The sequence below is a fragment of the Flavobacterium oreochromis genome, assembly GCF_019565455.1.
GTDB lineage: Bacteria > Bacteroidota > Bacteroidia > Flavobacteriales > Flavobacteriaceae > Flavobacterium > Flavobacterium oreochromis.
Genome location: NZ_CP067377.1, coordinates 3,386,146 through 3,406,432, shown reverse-complemented (window position 1 = coordinate 3,406,432; position 20,287 = coordinate 3,386,146). Strand labels below are relative to the sequence as shown.

The following is a 20,287-nucleotide window of genomic DNA, read 5'->3' as shown; positions in this document are numbered from 1 at the left end:
TGGTTAATTGAATTTAAATAGTCATAGAAAATAATTGTCTTTGCGGTGTTTTTCTTTTTAATCTTAAATCAAATGCCATGCAAATGTTACGGACAAAAGGTTTCCCTTTTTCAGTTACAGTTATTGCATTGGGTTGAAGAATAACTAATCCGTCTAATTCCATTTCTTTTAATTGGTCAAGAATAGAAGGGATATCTTTTAGAAATAAATGGTTTGTATCCCATGAAGTGGTAAATTGACACATTATATTTAGTATATGCTTACGAATGATTAAATCTTCTTTTGATAGTATATGACCTTTACAAATAGGTAGTTCATTATTTGATAAAGCGGTATAATATTCTTCAATTGTTTTTTCATTTTGAGCAAAACTATACCAACTGTCACTAATGGAAGAAATTCCTAGTCCAATCATTAATTGAGTTTTAGAAGCTGTATATCCCATAAAGTTACGATGCAGTTTTCCTTCTTGTGAAGCGACATAGAGTGAATCTTTTTTCGAGCAAAATGATCCATTCCAATTTCGTGATATCCTTTTTTATGTAAAAGTTGTTTTCCTATTTCGTATAATGTTCTTTTTTCTTCATCCTTAGGTACATCCTCATCATTAAATCCTCGTTGTCCATTACCTTTTATCCAAGGAACATGTGCATAACTATAAAAGGCTAATCGTTCAGGTAAAAGCGATTTTGTTTTTTCAATAGTGTCTACTATATTTTCAACTCCTTGAAAAGGAAGACCAAAAACTAGGTCATGTGATATAGAGGTATATCCTATTTCTCTTGCCCATAAAGTAACTTTTGCTACATTTTGAAAAGGTTGTATTCTATTAATTGCTTTTTGAACTTGTTCACTATAATCCTGAACACCAAAACTTACTCTACGAAATCCTAAATCATAAAGAGTTTGTAAATGTGCTCGAGTTGTATTATTAGGATGTCCTTCAAAGCTGAATTCATGATCTGGAGCTATTTTTGCTTTTGACAAAATTCCATTAATAAGAAATGTAAGGTTTTCATTAGAGAAGAAGGTAGGAGTACCTCCTCCTAAGTGAATTTCTTTTATAATTGGCGTTTCTGCAAAGAGATTACAATATAAACTCCATTCTTTTAATACAGCTTCTATATAAGGCTTTTCTACTTCATGACGTTTAGTAATACGTTTGTGGCAACCACAAAAAGTACAAAGGCTTTCACAAAAAGGAAGGTGAATATATAAGCTTATACCTTCTTTTTGATTACTTTCTTGAAATGATTTTAATACTGTTTTTGTCCATTCTTTAACAGTAAATTCCTGATCTTCCCAATAGGGTACAGTAGGATAACTAGTGTATCGAGGACCAGGAACGTTGTATTTCTGTATTAATGATGTTGACATACCTAATGATTTACATAATCAAAGGTAGTCTACAGTAAAGGGATCTAAAATGATATTTGTCAGTTTTATTATTCTATTGTAACTTCCATAATCCAATATTCATCAAAAAAACGATTGTTATAATTAGAAAAATAATCAATTTTTATTTTTTCTAAATCAGTATAATAATCAAGATAAGTATAATAATATTGGTTTTTTGGATTAATAAAATAAGAAGGGGTAAAGCCTCTTTTTTTTAATAAGTCTATGTATTTTGAAGCATTTGTTCGAATTTCAAACACATTAGAAACTAAATAATAACCTTTTTTTAAAGTAGAATTAGAATTGTTGATTTTTATAGTTGCAATTTCTTTTTCAATCCTATTTGTATTTTTGTAAGAACTTGATAGGGGATTATTGATATGTTGAATTTTAGCAATCCAATATTCTTGAAAATACGTATTGTTTATATTGTTATAATAGGCTTTTTCTGCTTCTATTTGTGATTTATAATGATTTAAAGTCAAATAATGTAACTGATTATCTGGATTTTTAAAGATAAAGGGTTTAATTTTTTTGTTGTTTATTTTGTTTGCAAAATCATTAGCATAATTTATATTTTGATAAGCATTGGCAATTATATAATAACCTTCAGGAGCTACGTTAGAATTAAATAAATAAGTTTTTATTTCTTTTGGTTTTCGGTTATGTATTGTAGCTATTGATTGATTAATCGTATTTGTTTTTTTTCAATTATAGTTTTTTTTGGAGAAGTTGTATCAACTGGAATTCTATTTATTGTTTCTGCTATTTCTAGTTTTGTCTTTATAGTTGAATTTGTAGTAGATGAAAAGGGGGGGTTTTTTCTAGCAAATTCTTCACTTACTTCAATACTAAAACCTATATTCGTTACATAAAATTTATCACCTAAAGAACTTATTTTTAAATTAACTTGATCAATATTACTAAAAGAAAGTTCCTTTGTTTGTATTTTATCTAAAAAAACGTCATATCCTAAAGTATTTAAAGAAGCGGGTGTTCTTTTTTGAAAATCAGTATCATAATAAGTGATTTTACTATTAAATATGTTTTGTCCGTTTCGTATAGAATTCCCAATATATGACCATTTATTAGTATTAGAGGTATTTATTCTTAAATTATCTCCTTCGATATTTAAGTCTCCTTCTAATGCTGCTACGGTAAGTTTTGGTATAATTTTTCCTGTTTTTGGTGTAATAAAGTCTTTAAAATGGATTTCAACGGGTTTATTATAGATATATGAAAAGCCATCATATAAACTGATTTGATGATAGGGTTCTAAATCAGATTCATAAACAATATAAAGAACCCAACCAGCAGCACTTCCTCCTTCTATTTTTTCTTGAGAAGCTTGAATATTCGCTATAGTATAAGTTCCCCAAGGATTTTTTTTAACCTCGTTAGTTATTTCTGAAAAGCATAGGTAAGGACTATTTGTATTGTGCTTATCATGTTCTTTTGCATCATATATAATATCTCCATTTATTGTAAAATACTTTTCAGACTGTGGTGTTTTAATTAATATTTCGGAGATAGGTTGTGTTGATTTGTCTCTATTAGGCAATGTGGCAGACCAATATAGTCCCGCAAAAATAATTTTATCATTTGAATGAATAGGTTCTAATGTAGCTGAACTAGATGAAAAAGTTTGAGAATCTTCATCTATGTCTATATAAGACATAGTAATTTCATCATTTAATTTTGCACTAGAATTTACTTTATTATAGGCTTCATTAGCATTTTTCCCGATTTTTTCCCGATAACAGTATTAGCAATAAAATGAATATCACCTTTTAAATAATTTTGATATCGGATATTGAATGTCTTTTCTTCTTGGGCTTTTGATAGATAAGGAAATAAGAAAAGTGATAACAGGAAAATATGTTTAATCATTTTAGGCGGTTTTTTGTACTACTTCAAAAATAGCTCCATCTTCACATTTTAATGTTTTAGAAGGGTATTTCATTAATAGCGCATAATCGTGTGTAGCCATTAAAATTGTTTTTCCATTTTGATTAATTTTACGAAGAACTTCCATAACTTCCATACTAGTTTGAGGATCTAAGTTACCTGTTGGTTCATCTGCTAATATTAAATCAGGATCGTTTAATAATGCACGAGCAATAGCTACGCGTTGTTGTTCTCCTCCTGATAATTGATGAGGCATTTTATTTGCTAAATTTATAAGACCTACTTTTTCTAAAACTTCATCAATTTTTGCTCTCATGTCTAATTCATCTGTCCAACCAGTAGCTTTTAGGACAAAATATAAATTAGCATGTATACTTCTGTCAGGAAGTAGTTTGAAATCTTGAAATACAATTCCAATTTTTCGTCTTAAAAAAGGAATATCGTTGTCTACAAGCCCATGTAAATCATAATCTACTATAGTACCTTCACCTTGTGTAAGGGGTAAGTCAGCATAAAGTGTTTTCATTAAACTACTTTTTCCAGAGCCAGTTTTACCTATAATATAAATAAACTCTTCCCGGAATAACATTTAGGTTGATATCTGATAGAATTTTATTTCCTTCTTGATAGATAGTTACATTTTGGAGTGATAATATAGTGTGTGACATGAAATATATGTTTAGTTTGGTAAAAATAATAACTTAAGTCTCGTATTCAAAATAATTTTTAGAATATGTTGTCTTTTTGATATTTATTATCAAAAAGAATCTTATAATATGATTATAAGTAAGAGGTATTAAGTTTTTAATTATTAGGTAAAGTTAGTTTGTATATCTGTTATTTTTAAACAAATAATAAAGAAGGTGTCCTAAAACTAAAAAATAAACGTACCATTTGTCACTCTGAAAGAAAGAGGAGTCTAATGAGTTATTATGTGATTTCTTTCTTAGGTTAAAATGGGCAAAGTTACAGCCTTTTAGGAGACCCTCTTTCTATTAAGTTAATTGGGTATATTCTTTTGTTTGAGTTGGAGTAATATGTAAAATTGAATTCCAAAAAGTATAGATGCTAATAAAAGATGTATTGTTTGTGAACCAAAAGGGAAATTCATATAGTATATAAAAATTCCTGAAAGAATTTCAAGAACTAATAATAGTAATACCCAATTCATTTCTTTAAAGCCAAGACTTAGTTTTCTATTTCTCAAGAATAAAAAAAGATTAGTTACTAAGACTAAAATAGAAAAACTTCTATGGATATAGAACGTTACTTCTGGGTTAGATAGCCATAAGGTTGGATTTTCGATTCCTGATTTGACTTGTTCGTCTATGAATTGTCTAACTTGAGTACCTAAAATGACTTGTATAAATGTCATGATAATAGTGATCCACATTAGATTTCGGAATGTAAGATCTGATTTCTTTGAGTAAGATTTTGCATCAGCTAGAGTAATTATGTAAATGATGAAGGCTATGATAATTAAAGCCATTACCATATGCAAAGTTATTTTAACGGGATTTAATACAGAATATACTACGGTAGCTCCAAGCCAAGCTTGAAAGCCCATCATAAAAACAACAAGCAATGATAAAACAGGAATTAGTCTGCTTTTGTTCCAGTAATTAAAAGAATAAAAAGCCATAAATAAACAAGCAAAGCCTGATAATGCGCCAAAAAGTCTATTGATATATTCAACCCAAGTATGAATAGGGTTAAATTTAGCGTAGTCATGTTTAGTATATTTATTCCATTGTTTGGAATCAAAATTTTTGCCAGTAATGCAATCTTCTTTGGCTACAAGTAATTGTTTATCTTTAATTATAACTTGTCCTTTTTTAAATAATCTATTTTCAGTCCAAGTTAATTCCTGGATATTTGTTGGAGGAATGTAATAACCAAAACATTTTGGCCAGTCTGGACATCCCATGCCGGATCCAGTCATTCTAACTAAAGCACCAGCTATTACAACCAGATATACTAAAATAAGTGCCGTTTTTGCTATTTTTATAAATTTCATTTTATCTTTTTTAAATACAAAATCATTAAAAAAAATTATCAAAACGTATGATTTAAATCATGTATCATTTTACGTAAAGATTATTTAATTCTTTTTAGTCCCATTTTTTCCGCTTTTTCTAAAACGAAAGCTAAAGCGGGTTCGTATTCATTAGTGATTATACCTTCTAAAATGGCTTCTTTTACAGCTTCTTTTAATGTACCAATTTCTTTTGAAGGTTTTAGATCGAAAATTTCCATAATTTCTTCTCCTGTGATAGGAGGTTGAAAAACTCGTACGCGATCACGTTCTTCTACTTCTATTATTTTTTCACGAACAATTTTGAAATTGTTATGGTATTTTTGAAATTTTTTTGGGTTTTTAGTAGTTATATCTGCCTCGCATAAAGTCATGAGATTTTCAACATCTTCACCTGCGTCAAAAACAAGTCTTCTAACCGCACTATCTGTTACAATATCTTGTGCTAAAACAATAGGACGTGAACTCATTTGAACCATTTTTTGTACAAATTTCATTTTATGATTTAGAGGCATATGCAAACGGATAAAAATGTTTTTTACCATTTTGCCTCCTAAAAATTCATGGCCATGAAAAGTCCATCCTTGCTTTTTATGAAATTTTTTAGTTGGTGCCTTTCCTATATCATGTAATAAAGCAGACCATCTTAACCATAAATCTTCTGTGTTAGGACAAATATTGTCTAGTACCTCTAATGAGTGATAAAAATTATTTTTATGTGTATGACCTTCTAGTTCCTCTACGTTATTTAAAGCTGTTAATTCAGGTAAAATAATTTCCAACAGTCCTGTTTGGTGTAGTAATAAAAAACCTAGAGAAGGCTTAGTAGAGAGTAAAATTTTATTTAATTCATCTACAATTCTTTCTCCTGAAATGATGTGTATACGATCTTTATTTCTTTTTATTGATTCTATGGATTCTAATTCAATTTCAAAGTTTAGTTGTGAAGCAAAACGAATAGCTCGCATCATTCTTAAAGGATCATCACTGTAAGTTATATCAGGATCTAATGGAGTACGTATGATTTTTTTGTTTAAATCTGTAACACCTTCAAAAGGATCTATGAGATCTCCAAAATTATCTGTGTTTAAAGAAAAAGCTAAAGCATTTATAGTAAAATCCCTTCGTTCTTGATCATCTCTTAAAGTTCCGTTTTCAACAACTGGTTTACGACTATCAAAATTGTAACTCTCTTTACGAGCACCAACAAATTCGATATCGATATCTTCAAAACGAAGCATAGCCGTGCCATAGTTCTTAAAAACTTGTACTTTCGGATTATGTGGAATTAATTCGGATACTTTTATGGCTAAATCAATACCGCTACCTACAGCCACTATGTCGATGTCTTTTTTATGGTCACGGTTTAGTAGAATATCTCGCACAAAACCACCAATTACATAACATTCAAGGTTTAGTAACTGAGCGGCTTCTGATACAATTTCAAATATTTTGTGATCTAAATGTTTTTTATAATTCATTAATATGTGTTTAAAAATGTAGTTCAAAGTTTTTACAATTCTTTAAACTTTAGATTTGGAATAAATTATTTACGAATAATTTTTACCTGACTATCATTCGTTATTTTAATGATGGTAGAGGGTTTATTGCAAATCTTTTCGTGTTGCAAATTTACTACATAGTCTACACCTTTAATAATTTCGGGGTTAATTTCTTTGAAAGAAAAGGGAGTAGGGTGATTAGATATATTAGCAGAGGTTGAAACTAATGGTTTTTTCATTCGTTCCATTAATTTAAAACAAAAAGCTTCTTTTACCACACGCATGGCCAAGGTTTTATCTTCTGCTATGATGTTTGGTGCTATATTTCTAGGGTTATCTAGAACTAAAGTTGTGGGTTTTTCGGATAAATCCATAATTTGCCAAGCTACTTCAGGTATATTGTTAAATATGTTGTGTATCATACGATCCCCATTTACTAAAACAATCATACTCTTACTTTCTTCTCGTTGTTTGAGAGTATAAATTTTTTTAATAGCTTCGGGATTAGTAGCATCACAACCTATTCCCCATACGGTATCGGTAGGGTATAGGATGATACCTCCATTTTTAATGACTTCAAAAGCATTGTGTACTTCAGTGTTGATGTCCATAATTTTAAAATTCTAAAGGTGCTATTTCTTTTTTAATCACTGCGGGGATACCTGCAACCATGCAATTATCAGGGATATCCTTTGTAACAACAGATCCAGCTGCAATAATTACATTAGAGCCAATTGTTATTTTGGGGAGTATAGTGCTATTTGTACCTATAAACGTATAGGAACCAATGTTACAATTTCCAGAAATATTCACACCAGGACAAATTTCAACATATTCTTGAATTATAGTGTCATGACCTATCGTGCAATTTAAATTTATTAGGCTCCCTTTTTTTATTGTCACATCATTTGTTATAACTGTACCAGTCATAATATTACATCCATCTTCAATAGTATTTCCAAAATTCCCAATTGAAGATTTTGGACTTATAGTAGAGGTAAATTGTCCTCCTAATTCAGTAAATGCTTCGAAGGTTTTTTTTCTTAGAATGGGATTACCAATTCCAATGGTAAATTTATTTGTTTTTGTTTCAAAAAATACTTTTGCTTCTTCAAAAGATTTTAGAATAGGAAAAACTTCATATAAATTGCCTATTACTTCAGGATTTATATTGTCAAAAAAGCTACATTTTGAAGGTTATTAGATTGATGAATAATTTCTAAAACCTCTTTAGCAAAACCTCTAGCACCTATAATTAGCATATGGAATTGATGATTGATGTGATTAATTTTAACTCATTTTCTTGTAAGCCTACGTATAGTGGTAGGCATAAAACACAGGCTGCAATAGATTCTGAAACAGGCATTTCTTTACCATTTATATAATTTATTTTATTTAATGATGGATAAAAATATCGTCTAGGTATTACATTGTGTTTACTTAATTCTTGTTGAACTTTTAATAGAGTATTTTCTGAGTTAAAAATAACAGGATAATAACTATAATTCCAATTAGTATTTTCGCGGATTTTAAGAACTTGTATTTTTTCTAAATTTAAATGAGAATTATAAAACTTAACAACTTTTTTTCGTTCTTCAAAAATGTGATCAATAGAATCAAATACTGCTAAGCCCATTGCTGATTGCAGTTCTGAAATTTTAGCGTTAATTCCTAAACCATGAAAATCTAAAGGGCCGTTGTGACCAAAATTATGGCTATAAAAAAGTTTGTGGTTTAACTCATCATTGTTGCAAATCATGGCACCACCTTCGCCTGTGTGAAAAATTTTTGTAGCATGAAAACTACAAGTACTCACATCACCAAAGTTAAAAATTGACTGATTTTCATACGTTACCCCAAAAGAATGAGCCGCATCATATATAACATGAAGATTATGTTTTTTTGCAATACTTTCAATTTCATTCACGGCACAGGGGTTGCCAAAAACATGAGTAGCAAGAATAGCCGTCGTATTTGGAGTAATAGCATCCTCAATTTTAGTTTCATCAATAGTTAAATATTCAGGATGAATATCTACGAAAACTGGTTTGCAATTTTCCCAAAGTATTGATGATGTTGTTGCTACATATGAAAAAGGAGTAGTGATTATTTCTCCATTATTACCTAATATCTTTAATGCAATTTGAATAGGAATAGTACCATTATTAGTTATAATAATATTGTGAACTCCTAAATATATTTTTAACTTTTCTTCTAACTCAAGTGTTAATTCACCTCTATTTGTTAGCCACACTTTTTCCCAAGCACGATTAAGGTATTTTATGTATTCTTCTTGTTCTGGTAAGAAGGTTTTGGTAACATTAATTGTTTTTGATGACATCAGAATAAATTTTCTTTAAATTATTTGCAAAGGCTTTATTTTCAAATCTATCAAGAATATTTTTTGATATTTTTTTATTATCAAAAATAATCTCTTTTTTATACATTTATCAATAGATTTAGCTAAATTGACATAATCTTTAACTTGTACTAATATACCATTTTCATCATTTATTATTTCTTCAACTCCACCACATTGTGTCGTAACAACAGGTATCCCACATGCTAATGCCTCTAGGACTGAAACTGGCATCCCTTCTACTAAACTTGAAAATACAAATAAATCAGAATGTTGTAACAGATTCGCTAATTCATTTCTTCCAAGTAAAGGGAATAATTCAATTTGAATGTTTTTTAAGTTATATTCTTTTATTAAGTTGTTAACGTATTCATTCATTTCTACACCCCATCCATTGAATCCGATCCATTTGAATATAATTTTTTGATTATATTTATGCTTGTCTAATATTTTTAAAGCATTAAATAAAGTTTTATGATCTTTTTGCAGCGAATATGCACCTACGGTAGTAATAACAAAATTTTTATCATTAGTTTTAATTTCTTTCTGAAAAAATATTTTTTGAATCGATAGAATTTCCAACTATTAAAAAAGTATCTCTAAAAAAATTATTTGTAGCAAATTGTCTTATTTTATCTGAACTTACAACTAAAATTTCTTTTGAATTTTCAAATGCTTTTATTCCGTATTTTAGGTCTAATTTTGTTTTGTTTAGTAAAGTAATTTGATCATGTTCTGTTATTATGTAAGGGATATTAGTTTTCTGTTGATAGTGATAAGCATTTATACCAGCATTAAATAAACTTTGAGCATGTATTAAATCAATATGCTTTGCCTCATTTTTTAATTTTTTTTTAAATTTTTTTATGCTTCTTTTTAGTAAAAAGAATTAAAAAAATTAGGTAAAAATAAAAAATTATTATATTCAACACTATAGCAATCAATGAAATTATATATCTTTTGATTTTTAATTTCAGTTTTTTTATACTTAAAAATATCTTTTAATTTGTATTTTTTTTTGTTGAAAAAGCATAAAATAAAAATATAATCATCACTAAGGGCATATGCTTGCTCCCAGAAAAATACACCAATATTTTTCTTAAAGTCTAACCATGAGCAAATCATTAGGATGGTTTTTTTATTGTGCATATTCTATTTTCTTGATAAAAAATTTGATATTTTTTTAAAAAAAGTAGTTTTTCTTCTAGGTAATTTTTCTAATTGTATTTGTAGTATATCTTGAATTTCTTGATTAAAATGAGGTTTGATATTTGTAATGAACCTATTTAAAATTTCTGCACGTTCTAAAGAATTCTTTGTAGACCAGTAAGAACTGTCATGTATTCTATAATTAGCCATTTTTTCTTTTATATAGAAAATATCGCCTTTTCTTGCATTTAGCAAATGTAAGAAATAATCACCAATAGGAGAAGAAATAAAATAATTGGGTAATTCATTAATTAAACCATTCCTATAAACTACTGAGCAGTTTACAATATAATTTTCTTTAGCAAGATCTTTAATGCTAGTAATTGACTCTTTATCAGAAGTATAATCAGTTATAGATCCATTATAATCTGAATTTACTTGATGATAACAAATTGCAATGTTTAAATTAGATTCTAAAAGATCAATCTGTTTTTGTAGTTTTAAAGGATCAGTCCAATAATCATCTCCATCACAAAGTGCAATATAATTGCCATCACAGTGTTCTAAATTATGAATGAAGTTAGGCATCATTCCTTTGTTTTCTAAATTATTAAAATATTTGATTTTAATATTAGTATTATTGGTTGCAATAACGTCTTTAATAATTTCATGTGTATTATCCGTTGAATTATCATTAGATATTACTAATTCAACTTCAAAATTTGTTTTTTGCATCAAAACTGCTTCAATGGCTTGAGCTATATAATTTTCATGATTATAAGTAATCATACTTACACTGACTTTCATCATTATAGTTATTTATAATATTTTTTGTATGGATCGGCAAATATGCTTGAATGGATTTGAATTTTATTTAAATCTTTGAATTTTAAATATTTGAGGTGTTTTCAATTGTAAAAAGTAAATAGAACCTTTAATTTATTTTAAAAAAACACTTTTAATATTATCTAAAATTATTTTTTTCTTTCACGTAATGCTATTTTTTTTTATTCTTGATATGTGAAGCTATTTGTTTTTTAAGAATTAATTGAACTTCAGTATTAAATAATGGGGTTATTTTTTCTAAGAATTCAATCCAAATTGAAATTCGTTCTTTATCAGCTTTACTAGACCAATAGGAAGAGTTATGAATACGGTAATTCGCCATTTTTTCAGATATATGATATATATCTCCGTATTGAGCGTTTAGGAGATGTATAAAATAATCACCAACTGGTGCATCATAAAAATAGTCAGGAAAATTGACAAATAAATTGTTTCTATAAACAACTGAACATGTATGTATGTAATTTCCTAAAGCTAAATCATGTATTGTGGTATGTTCATTAACTTTTTTAGTAATGTGATCTTCCGAAATTGTAGTACCGTCATCAATAGCAACTGAATGGTAACAAATTGAAAAACTAGGATTTTTATCTAAAAAATCTACTTGTTTTTGTATTTTTTTAGGGTCTGTCCAATAATCATCACCTTCACATAAAGCAACATATTCTCCTTGGCAGTTTTGGAGTGCCTGCACAAAATTTAGCATCATACCTAGATTTTGTTGGTTTTTAATATATTTTATTCTATTTGCTTTTGGATGAGATGTTAAAAGATCATTGATTACTTTATCCGTATAGTCATTAGAATTATCATTTGAGATTATTAATTCAAAATCAAAATCTGTTACTTGCATTAAAACACTTTCAATTGCTTGTTTTATATATTTCTCATGATTATAGGTAATCATGCAAACACTTATTTTCATCTTTTTATTTTAATAATTTCTTAATGTTTAAAGCTATTGATTTTGCTGCTAATGCCCCCCAATGGGTATCGTCAAATAAGTAAACATCTTTCTCTTTATTTATTTCTTCTTTCAATATACTCTTACTGTCTAAGTATATATAATTTTTTGGTAAAGAGTTGAATATATTAAAGAAGATTGGGGCTGGATATTTATCTTTATTTTGAAAATATGGATAGTAGATATCATATTTATCTGGACTTATTAATGTTATTAATTTTATATTTTTTGAGTTTAATATTTTAGATAAATTATTTAAATATTTATTTGTTTGCTCTATAGCACTTCTATCACATCTTTTTTTTCTGAAATCTAAATCATCTTTGTAAAAGAGACAAAAATTATTATTTGTACTAAATAATGATTTATTAGTTTTTACGTGATATGTTTTTGATATATACGCATTATCACTAAATAGATACAAAAAATTATAAAGAGGTAATCTTATAACATCTTTTGAGAAGAAATTTATTTTATATTCAAGATTTAATTTTTCATTTACCTTATCTTTCTCTCTTTTAGCATTAATGCTATCAAGAGATGAAATATTAATATTATTTTTGTTTTGATCGGCTAAAAAATAGCCTCTTTCGGTAATGTATCTTTCTACACTTTGTAGTATAATATATTTACACTTTATTTTTTCGAAAAAATCTCCTTTAGCAAGGCGTTTTACGGTTTCAAGAGGATTATCATGATAGAAACGATCTAATTGTAATACTTTTTTTCCTGTGTATTCAGCTAAAAAATCTTGATGAGAATAAGCTCCTTGTTCTGTGAAAGAGTCTCCAATTGCTAAAAAATCATATTGATGTTTTTTAGATAGGTCTATTTCAGAAACTAAATCAAAATGTCTTTTTCTTTTATATTGATCACTATTGAAAAGTTTTTTCCACTCGTAATTATAATTATGAGTATAATAGCCTAATCTAAATAAATCTCCTTGATAATGTATATAGAAATACTTAAGTACTATAAATGATACAAAAAGGGAGTGGAAAATAATAGGGTTTTAAAAATTAATTTTTTCATTATTTAAAAAATAAATCTATATTGTTTTTAGATTAAACGATTTTAAAAATCAAAATATATAAATTGTTGTTCTTTCCCTCCAAACCAAAATAAACAAATAATTATGGCTATATAAAATGTATATCGGAGTGATGAGGCCCATTTTAAACCGAAATTTGCTATAGCATATTCTTGGTCTCTTCCAATCCATTCTATTAAGAAGAAGATGATAATGGGAATAATAAGATCTTCTCTAACATTTAGGTGCAATCCTTCTGTAAAGCTAAAAAGTCTAATGATAAAGTTTAAAGCATTATTCATGTCTAAGGATCTAAAGAAAATCCACGCAAAAATGGTTAAAGCAAAGGTAGATGTTATTTGAATACTTTCTTTTAATGAGGGTAATAATTTTCCTTTGGCAACTATTTCTAAATAATTTCTATTCGTTTTGAAAATAATAGATGGTATAATGTATAATGCATTAAGTAATCCCCAAACTATAAAAGTCCAGTTTGCTCCATGCCAAAAACCACTTACAATAAAAATAATAAAAGTATTTCTTACACGCATCAAAGTCCCTCCTTTACTACCTCCAAGTGGTATATATAGATAATCTTTGAACCAAGAAGATAATGAAATATGCCATCTTCTCCAGAATTCAGCTATATCTCTTGAAAAGTATGGGAATGCAAAATTGCGGAGTAGTTCAATACCAAATAATCGAGCTGTTCCTAAAGCTATATCCGAATATCCAGAAAAATCACCATAAATTTGAAAAGTAAAAAAGATAGCACCACCTATTAAACTAATACTTGAATATTCTTGATAGTTTCCAAAAATGATGTTGGCCATTTCGGCGCATTGATCAGCAATAACAATTTTTTTAAATAATCCCCATAATATTTGTCTTAAACCATCTACACTTTTGTGATAATTAAATTTACGTGATACTTTGATTTGTGGTAATAAATGAGTTGCTCTTTCAATAGGGCCTGCTACTAAAAGAGGAAAAAAACTCACAAATAATGAGTAATCTACGAAATTTTTTTCTGCTTTTATTCTACCATAGTAAATGTCAATAACATATGATAAACCATGAAAAGTATAGAAAGATATTCCAACAGGTAAAATTATTTTTAGCGACCAAGAATTGATTTGATATCCGAAAACTGAAATTAGATGAGTAAATTCAGTAACAAAAAAATTATAATACTTGAAGAATCCTAAAAAGCCTGCATTTATTATGATACTTAACCAAAGCCAAAATAATTTTTTATTTCTAGAAACTGATTTGTCAATCTTTAACCCAGTAAAATAATCTAATAATGTTGAAAAGATTAATAAAAATAAAAACCTCCAGTCCCAGCAAGAATAAAAATAATAGCTAGCAACTAAAAGTAGAATATTCTGTAATTTTAAATTGTTATTAGTTATAAACCAATATAAAATAAAGACTAAAGGTAAAAATAATGCGAAATCTAAAGTGTTGAATAACATTGTTTGAATTTGTTAAGTTTTCAAATATATGAAAAAATGTAATCTCTTTACTTTTTAATATTTTGGGGTAATTTTATCATTAATCAAAATTTCTTTTATTTAGTATTTTATCTGAAATAGATAGTAAAAAAAATTTAATAGGATGTTTTTTTTTCATTTGTCTTTTATTACGTTGGTATTGTTTTATAATTATCTCTTTATTACTTTTAAGTAAGGAGCTTAGTTTCAAATTTGTTTTTTCTAATTCAGAATTTAGCTTATAATTTGAAATTAGTTTTCTTATTCTTTTCTTGTATATATTGAAAGAATTAATAGGGCTTTCAAAATTAAAAATATCCAATAATTTTTGTTTTTCAGATTTGTTTTTTTTATAAAAACTCCTCCAACTTGTTGGTTGTTGTGTATTCTATAGTAAAAGTATTGTTTATCTAAGAAGCTAAATTGATTTTTTGAACTTGTAATCATAGCAATCCACTCATCATGATGAAAATTATCTATTGTAGGGAAAGGTAAGATGTCTTCAATTATAATTCTCCTAAAAGCCATTGATGCACCAGTAGCTATATTTCTACCTAGTATAGTTAATTGATGATAATTAAAATCTATTTTCTTTTCTTTTAAAAATTTAGGAACATCCCATATAGAATACATCTCATGCTTTTTAGAATTTTCATCTATATAAAAACCGTTTGATGCGATTACATTGATTTCTGGATGTTCTATAAAATATTTTATATAATCTTCTACTTTGTTATTACACCATATATCATCTTGATCTGATAAGAAAATAATATCTCCATTGCATAAATTTATTGCTTTTTCGAAATTTTTAACACTTTTAAGGTTATTCTCATTTTTATAAATTTTAAAAATATTAGGGTTTTCTTTTGCAAAATTATTTATAATTGAAAAAGTATTGTCAGAAGATATATCATCACAAATAATAATTTCATCTACTTTTTTTGTTTGATTTAATATAGAAAGGATTTGCTCCTTGAGATATTTTTCACCGTTATAGGTGCATAATGCAACGGAGATTTTCATTTTCATTTTTTAAACAAAGGTAAAGAATAAAAATTTTCTTTTGAATAAATATTTTTATTTGCTCTTCTTCTGGAAATATATTACCATCAGGTAAAACTGTTCATGTTTTTCTAAAATAATGAATAAATTTTTTAAATGTAAATTTTTATTATCTTTAAGGTATAAATAACTTCTGGATTTAAAAGAAGGCTTAATCGTTGTGTGAATAATAAGATTTTTGTAGGATTATAAGAGCTTATTTAATATCTATTTTTTCTTAATCAAATTATCTTTTTAATGTATGAAAACGAAAATATTGATAGCAGGAGTAGGAGGGGTTGGAGGATATTTTGGAGGATTGTTAGCTAGTTGTTTTAATAATAGTGATGCTATTGAAATTAATTTCTTAGCTCGTGGTGAACATTTAAAAATTATTAAAAATCAAGGGCTTACTGTTTTAAAAGAAGGAGCTGATTTTATTGCTAAACCTTTTATTGCATCTGATAATTCATTTGATTTTGGAGTAGTAGATTTAATAATCATAACTACTAAAAGTTATGATCTTGATGATGTAATTTTACAACTAGATCCATGTATTGCTAAGCATACTATTTTACTCCCTTTACTTAATGGTGTTAATAGCAAAGAGCGAATAAAAAGAAAATATCCTAATAATATTGTATTAGAAGGATGTGTATATATTGTTTCACGTTTAAGAGAAGCAGGTGTAGTTGAAAATATAGGTAATATTGAAACTCTTTTTTTGGAGATGTTGAATATAGAGATGATAAATTAATATTTTTTGAAAAGTTAATGAAACTAGCGGGTATTCAAGCTACTTTATCTCAAGATATTTTATCTATAATTTGGGAAAAATTTATTTTTCTTTCTCCTATTGCTACAGCTACTAGTTATTATAATAGATGTATTGGAGATGTTATTTCTACATCTGAAAGCTTAGAAACTATAAAATTATTAATAGAAGAGGTAAAGATACTAGCTCAAGCAAAAGGTATTATTATTTCAAAAGATATAACAGAAAAAACTCTTATGAAATATTCATCTTTACCTTATCATACAACTTCATCTATGCACAATGATTTTAAAAATAAAAAAGAGTATACTGAATTAGAAACATTAACAGGATACATCATTAAATCAGCGGTGGATTTTGGAATAAAAACCCCTACATATTCAAAATTATATAAAATTCTTATTGATAAATAAATATTTACAAAGAGTTTTTAAAAGGAAAAATCATAATAAATTTAAAAATATAAAAATGGATCTAGAAAAAATTATATTCCAATTGGATTATACTACTAATGAAATATTGAATTTCATAAATACTACAACAGAAGCTGAACGAAATTTTAAAAAGCAAGAAAATTGGAATATTCCCGAAATTTTAGAGCATGTTTATTTAACTGATCAAATTATCTTTTCTATTATTTCGAAACCTTCTTCTACAATAAGTACTCAGACTGAAATTGTTGGAAATGACAAAATAAGAGAAGGTTTAATGGATAAAAGAAAAGAGCAAAAAATTTTAGCCCCTGAATTTCTTTTACCAAAAGGAGAATTTAAAGAAATGACTATTCTTACAGAAGTTTTTATTAACGAACGAGAAGCTTTTAAAATTGCCCTAAAGAAAGGTGAAGTATTAGTAGATAATAGGGTTCATAAGCATCCTAAAATAGGAGATATGACCATTGTAGATTGGTTAAATTTCATGATTCATCATACCCAAAGACATATTGAACAAATGAAAGATAATTTGAGTGATTTTAGGGCTAAATAAATTATTGAATTTGAAGATATAGTTAAAATGTAATTTTTTGTTCTTTATCCAAGGAAGTGTTTAAAAATAATTTAACTATATCTTTTTTGAATTCTTTTATTTATTATACAAAAAAATCTCTTTCAATGATTTTATGCCCTGTTTTTTTAGTACCTAAAAATAAATTTTTAGCTAATTCTTGACCTGTAATTGAACGGTACTTTTTCATTTTACCTATCAAAAGAAATCGTAATCCGTTAATTAATAATTTAGCAATATTTTCTATAAAACGTTTATCCCTTCTTTCTCCATAAATTAGGGAAGGTCTATAAATAAGTATGTTAGGGATTTTGTACTGTAAAATAGTTTGCTCCATTAGACCTTTAGTGCGACTATAAAAAACAGATGAATTAGGGTTGGCGCCAATGGCGGAAATTACGCTAAAAGTAGAAATGTTGTTTTGTACACATAATTTAGCAGCATTAACAGGTATACCATAATCAATAGCAAAATATTCTTCTTTATTAGGTGTTTGAGCTTTAGTTGTACCAATACAACAAAAACTTCATCTGCTTTAAAATCTTTAGAATATTTCTCCAAATGAAGAATATCTCCTGTAATTTCATCTAACTTTGGGTGTTTTATACCAGTACTTTTTCGCGTAAATATTTTTACTTTTTCATAATTTTCACTTGTTAATAATAATTTTAATAAATAACTTCCAGTAAGTCCTGTGGCTCCAAGTATGATAGCAGTTTTTTTCATTTTATATTTTTTAAATGCTAATAATAAGTTTCTAAGGTAGAATTATAGTTTTTGTATTATGAAAATAATGAGTTGCACAACTCTGAATTAAAATGTTTTTATATAATTCTATAGTTGTGCAACAGTTATTAGTTTGTTACGTTTTGTTTGTTTGATCTTGAAGTAAGTATAACAAGATGTTTTTTGTATTTAACATATTAATTATTTTCTTTTTCAAGAGCTAATTCTCTTAGAAATAAATAAAAAGGAAATGTAAAAGCGACAGCAATTAAAAAAGTGAGAGGAATTAAAGTCCACCAATATTTAATTTTCAAACGGATAGCATCAGGAATGTAAAAAGCAAAGAACGTTAGAACTACTACCTTTAAATCTGCTTCTAGTGATTGTGCAGGAAGACTACATTTTGCATCTCTAAAGAAATTTAGAAGAGAAGGATCCACTGCTGTTTGAAAATATTGAATATTAAAAAACCAAGTGTAGCAAATTCCCAAGATACTTAATAATAAATAGATATGTTTTCTTTTCATACGGTTTGTTTTATTGTTTATTTTCTGAAGTTTCGTTTTGTTTTTTTAAATGGTTCCAAATACCCCATGACCAAGCTAAAAATATAAATTGGAAAGGTAAGCGTATGATAGCTAATTTATGAGATCCTATAGAAGGATTTTCAACTAATACATCTTTAATATGTATAGGTAAAAAGACTAGCATTAATATAAAAATTCCCAATCCTGCATATTTTGCTAAATTGTTCTTTAAAAGTAATAAGATACCTAAAGCTAATTCTATAATCCCTGATCCGAGTATAATAAATCCTTTAAAAGGAAGAAAATCAGGAACAAAAGGAGTATAAAAATCAGGTTTAATAAAGTGTTGAGCACCAGCATTTATCATAAATAGCGCAAGTAAATAGCGTAATACTATGAAACTAATTGATTTAAATTTGTTCATTGTTAGAATAATTATTATTTAAAATTAAGATCATTTATTGTCGGTTCTATTATAGGTTTATTATCTCGTTCATGACGAAATTTTGATAAAGCTTTATAAATCTCTATTCTAGCACGGTTTATTCCTCCAATTGGTCTATGGGCTTCTAATGAATTAGATGGGGAAAATGATAACTGTTCAGCAAGATCAAAACGTTCTTCTGTATTAAAATTTTGAATAGGAATTTCTATTTCTGCAACTTTTATAAAAGGACTATTCCATTCAATTCCAGCATTTTCTATAGGAGTATTTATTTCATCACTGAAAGGCTGAATAAAAAAATCAAATGTTGCAATATCCTTTTGAAGATGCGTTATCATATTTTCAGTTAGATAATTTTCACTAAGAACTTTTGGTAATTCGCTTTTAGTATTGGAGGTAGGAACTATCCTAAACTTTATTTGTTTATCTCCATACATATAGGGTGTTGTACTCCAATAAGTTAAGTCTAATGGGCTTGTCTGATTTTTTTTAGCATTATTGAGTTCTTTCAAAATTTTGCCATTACCAGTAAAAAACATTTTCATTGCTAAAATCAAAGGATTCCATTTTACTGCATAATATATAGCGTCTCTAAAAAGTTTTATAGTGCCAAGAGGCATTGTAGGATGAGATATCATTAAAAAATCTTGCGTATGACTTTCAGTAGTATCAAAACGTTTTCCTTCTATTTCAATAAGTTTCATAGCAAAACCTCTGATATCTTTTTCTTTATCAGATTGTACTTTTCCACTAGCATTAGATATTCTTACAAAAGATTTATAAATTTTACCAGGTTGAAATATGCCTACTTGTAAATCTATTGGTAAGTTTTTTATAATCTTGAAATTAGCTTTTAATAATCCTAAAGATCTAGGATGTGCATCTCTTTCAGTTTTACCTTTAGCATAATCTTTCTCCATTTTTTCTTGGAGAATAGTTTGCATATTTAATATTAGTTCTTGTTCGCTCATTATTTTTATTTAAAATATTTTGATTAATCTCAGAGTGTATTATTTTTTAAATTTTATTAAAAAGTAATATTTCATTTTTTATAGTGTACAATCATTCTTTTGAATTG

Annotated in this window: 24 protein-coding genes and 2 pseudogenes; 3 read left to right on the top strand and 23 right to left on the bottom strand. The window is 27.2% G+C overall.

What is annotated here, in order from left to right; translation table 11 throughout:
- Nucleotides 1-13: 13 nt before the first annotated feature.
- From hemN to JJC03_RS16355, 18 genes and pseudogenes are all read right to left on the bottom strand, one after another.
- Nucleotides 14-1,377, bottom strand: a pseudogene (gene hemN / locus JJC03_RS16435) (oxygen-independent coproporphyrinogen III oxidase).
- Between the two features lie 68 nt (nt 1,378-1,445).
- Nucleotides 1,446-1,883 (bottom strand): hypothetical protein, encoded by a 438-nt coding sequence (locus tag JJC03_RS16430; RefSeq protein WP_235873719.1) that lies wholly within the window; start codon nt 1,881-1,883, stop codon nt 1,446-1,448.
- A 191-nt stretch (nt 1,884-2,074) separates the two neighbouring features.
- Nucleotides 2,075-3,076, bottom strand: coding sequence for a hypothetical protein (locus tag JJC03_RS16425; RefSeq protein ID WP_235873718.1), 1,002 nt, complete (start codon nt 3,074-3,076; stop codon nt 2,075-2,077).
- A 32-nt stretch (nt 3,077-3,108) separates the two neighbouring features.
- Nucleotides 3,109-3,288 (bottom strand): hypothetical protein, encoded by a 180-nt coding sequence (locus JJC03_RS16420; protein WP_235873717.1) that lies wholly within the window; start codon nt 3,286-3,288, stop codon nt 3,109-3,111.
- Nucleotide 3,289: 1 nt separating this feature from the next.
- A pseudogene (locus tag JJC03_RS16415) lies at nt 3,290-3,974 on the bottom strand (cell division ATP-binding protein FtsE).
- Between the two features lie 332 nt (nt 3,975-4,306).
- On the bottom strand, nt 4,307-5,323 hold the full coding sequence (locus JJC03_RS16410) for a COX15/CtaA family protein (RefSeq protein WP_088399014.1): 1,017 nt from the start codon (nt 5,321-5,323) through the stop codon (nt 4,307-4,309).
- A gap of 80 nt (nt 5,324-5,403) precedes the next feature.
- Nucleotides 5,404-6,822: a CCA tRNA nucleotidyltransferase gene (locus JJC03_RS16405; protein WP_235873716.1), complete on the bottom strand. Its 1,419-nt coding sequence runs from the start codon at nt 6,820-6,822 to the stop codon at nt 5,404-5,406.
- 65 nt (nt 6,823-6,887) lie between these two features.
- A complete protein-coding gene (locus tag JJC03_RS16400) occupies nt 6,888-7,454 on the bottom strand; it encodes an L-threonylcarbamoyladenylate synthase (RefSeq protein ID WP_088444365.1) in 567 nt (188 codons plus the stop codon).
- Between the two features lie 4 nt (nt 7,455-7,458).
- A complete protein-coding gene (locus JJC03_RS16395) occupies nt 7,459-7,971 on the bottom strand; it encodes an LbetaH domain-containing protein (RefSeq protein WP_258932643.1) in 513 nt (170 codons plus the stop codon).
- Nucleotides 7,972-8,009: 38 nt separating this feature from the next.
- The gene (locus JJC03_RS18420; protein ID WP_258932007.1) at nt 8,010-8,105 is read right to left on the bottom strand and encodes a PglD-related sugar-binding protein; all 96 of its coding nucleotides are present in this window, start codon (nt 8,103-8,105) and stop codon (nt 8,010-8,012) included.
- Nucleotides 8,099-9,184: a DegT/DnrJ/EryC1/StrS family aminotransferase gene (locus JJC03_RS16390; protein ID WP_088444367.1), complete on the bottom strand. Its 1,086-nt coding sequence runs from the start codon at nt 9,182-9,184 to the stop codon at nt 8,099-8,101. Before JJC03_RS16390 ends, JJC03_RS18420 begins: the two co-directional genes overlap by 7 nt.
- Before the next feature lie 15 nt (nt 9,185-9,199).
- A complete protein-coding gene (locus JJC03_RS16385) occupies nt 9,200-9,784 on the bottom strand; it encodes a glycosyltransferase (protein ID WP_235873715.1) in 585 nt (194 codons plus the stop codon).
- Nucleotides 9,738-10,019 (bottom strand): hypothetical protein, encoded by a 282-nt coding sequence (locus JJC03_RS19340; protein ID WP_374226273.1) that lies wholly within the window; start codon nt 10,017-10,019, stop codon nt 9,738-9,740. The genes JJC03_RS16385 and JJC03_RS19340 overlap by 47 nt, the downstream gene beginning before the upstream one ends.
- 335 nt (nt 10,020-10,354) lie before the next feature.
- Nucleotides 10,355-11,161 (bottom strand): glycosyltransferase, encoded by an 807-nt coding sequence (locus tag JJC03_RS16375; protein WP_088444369.1) that lies wholly within the window; start codon nt 11,159-11,161, stop codon nt 10,355-10,357.
- A gap of 187 nt (nt 11,162-11,348) precedes the next feature.
- Nucleotides 11,349-12,122 (bottom strand): glycosyltransferase, encoded by a 774-nt coding sequence (locus tag JJC03_RS16370; RefSeq protein WP_235873714.1) that lies wholly within the window; start codon nt 12,120-12,122, stop codon nt 11,349-11,351.
- A 4-nt stretch (nt 12,123-12,126) separates the two neighbouring features.
- Nucleotides 12,127-12,585, bottom strand: coding sequence for an alginate O-acetyltransferase AlgX-related protein (locus tag JJC03_RS16365; RefSeq protein ID WP_235873713.1), 459 nt, complete (start codon nt 12,583-12,585; stop codon nt 12,127-12,129).
- A gap of 650 nt (nt 12,586-13,235) precedes the next feature.
- Nucleotides 13,236-14,669: an MBOAT family O-acyltransferase gene (locus JJC03_RS16360; protein WP_088444372.1), complete on the bottom strand. Its 1,434-nt coding sequence runs from the start codon at nt 14,667-14,669 to the stop codon at nt 13,236-13,238.
- Between the two features lie 279 nt (nt 14,670-14,948).
- Entirely contained in the window at nt 14,949-15,719 is a 771-nt protein-coding gene (locus tag JJC03_RS16355; protein ID WP_258932006.1) for a glycosyltransferase family 2 protein, read from the bottom strand.
- 274 nt (nt 15,720-15,993) lie between these two features.
- Here JJC03_RS16355 and JJC03_RS16350 point away from each other — a divergent pair, with 274 nt between their 5' ends.
- The 3 genes from JJC03_RS16350 to JJC03_RS16340 are packed head-to-tail and all read left to right on the top strand — an operon-like array spanning nt 15,994 to nt 17,493.
- Nucleotides 15,994-16,488 carry a ketopantoate reductase family protein gene (locus JJC03_RS16350; protein ID WP_235873712.1) on the top strand — a complete coding sequence of 165 codons (495 nt, stop codon included), beginning with the start codon at nt 15,994-15,996 and terminating at the stop codon, nt 16,486-16,488.
- 17 nt (nt 16,489-16,505) lie between these two features.
- Complete coding sequence (locus JJC03_RS16345; RefSeq protein ID WP_235873711.1) at nt 16,506-16,919, top strand: ketopantoate reductase family protein; 414 nt, start codon at nt 16,506-16,508, stop codon at nt 16,917-16,919.
- Between the two features lie 55 nt (nt 16,920-16,974).
- Nucleotides 16,975-17,493: a DinB family protein gene (locus JJC03_RS16340; protein ID WP_088444374.1), complete on the top strand. Its 519-nt coding sequence runs from the start codon at nt 16,975-16,977 to the stop codon at nt 17,491-17,493.
- Between the two features lie 103 nt (nt 17,494-17,596).
- On the opposite strand, the gene JJC03_RS18415 is transcribed toward JJC03_RS16340, so the two are convergent.
- The 5 genes from JJC03_RS18415 to JJC03_RS16320 form a co-directional block, all read right to left on the bottom strand.
- Nucleotides 17,597-17,848 carry a Rossmann-fold NAD(P)-binding domain-containing protein gene (locus JJC03_RS18415; protein ID WP_258932005.1) on the bottom strand — a complete coding sequence of 84 codons (252 nt, stop codon included), beginning with the start codon at nt 17,846-17,848 and terminating at the stop codon, nt 17,597-17,599.
- A gap of 59 nt (nt 17,849-17,907) precedes the next feature.
- Nucleotides 17,908-18,237 (bottom strand): NAD-dependent epimerase/dehydratase family protein, encoded by a 330-nt coding sequence (locus JJC03_RS18410; protein ID WP_258932004.1) that lies wholly within the window; start codon nt 18,235-18,237, stop codon nt 17,908-17,910.
- Nucleotides 18,238-18,434: 197 nt separating this feature from the next.
- Nucleotides 18,435-18,764 carry a DUF2834 domain-containing protein gene (locus JJC03_RS16330; protein ID WP_088400480.1) on the bottom strand — a complete coding sequence of 110 codons (330 nt, stop codon included), beginning with the start codon at nt 18,762-18,764 and terminating at the stop codon, nt 18,435-18,437.
- A 10-nt stretch (nt 18,765-18,774) separates the two neighbouring features.
- Nucleotides 18,775-19,188 carry a DoxX family protein gene (locus tag JJC03_RS16325; protein WP_123867138.1) on the bottom strand — a complete coding sequence of 138 codons (414 nt, stop codon included), beginning with the start codon at nt 19,186-19,188 and terminating at the stop codon, nt 18,775-18,777.
- Nucleotides 19,189-19,202: 14 nt separating this feature from the next.
- Nucleotides 19,203-20,180 (bottom strand): catalase family protein, encoded by a 978-nt coding sequence (locus tag JJC03_RS16320; RefSeq protein WP_235873710.1) that lies wholly within the window; start codon nt 20,178-20,180, stop codon nt 19,203-19,205.
- Nucleotides 20,181-20,287: the final 107 nt, after the last annotated feature.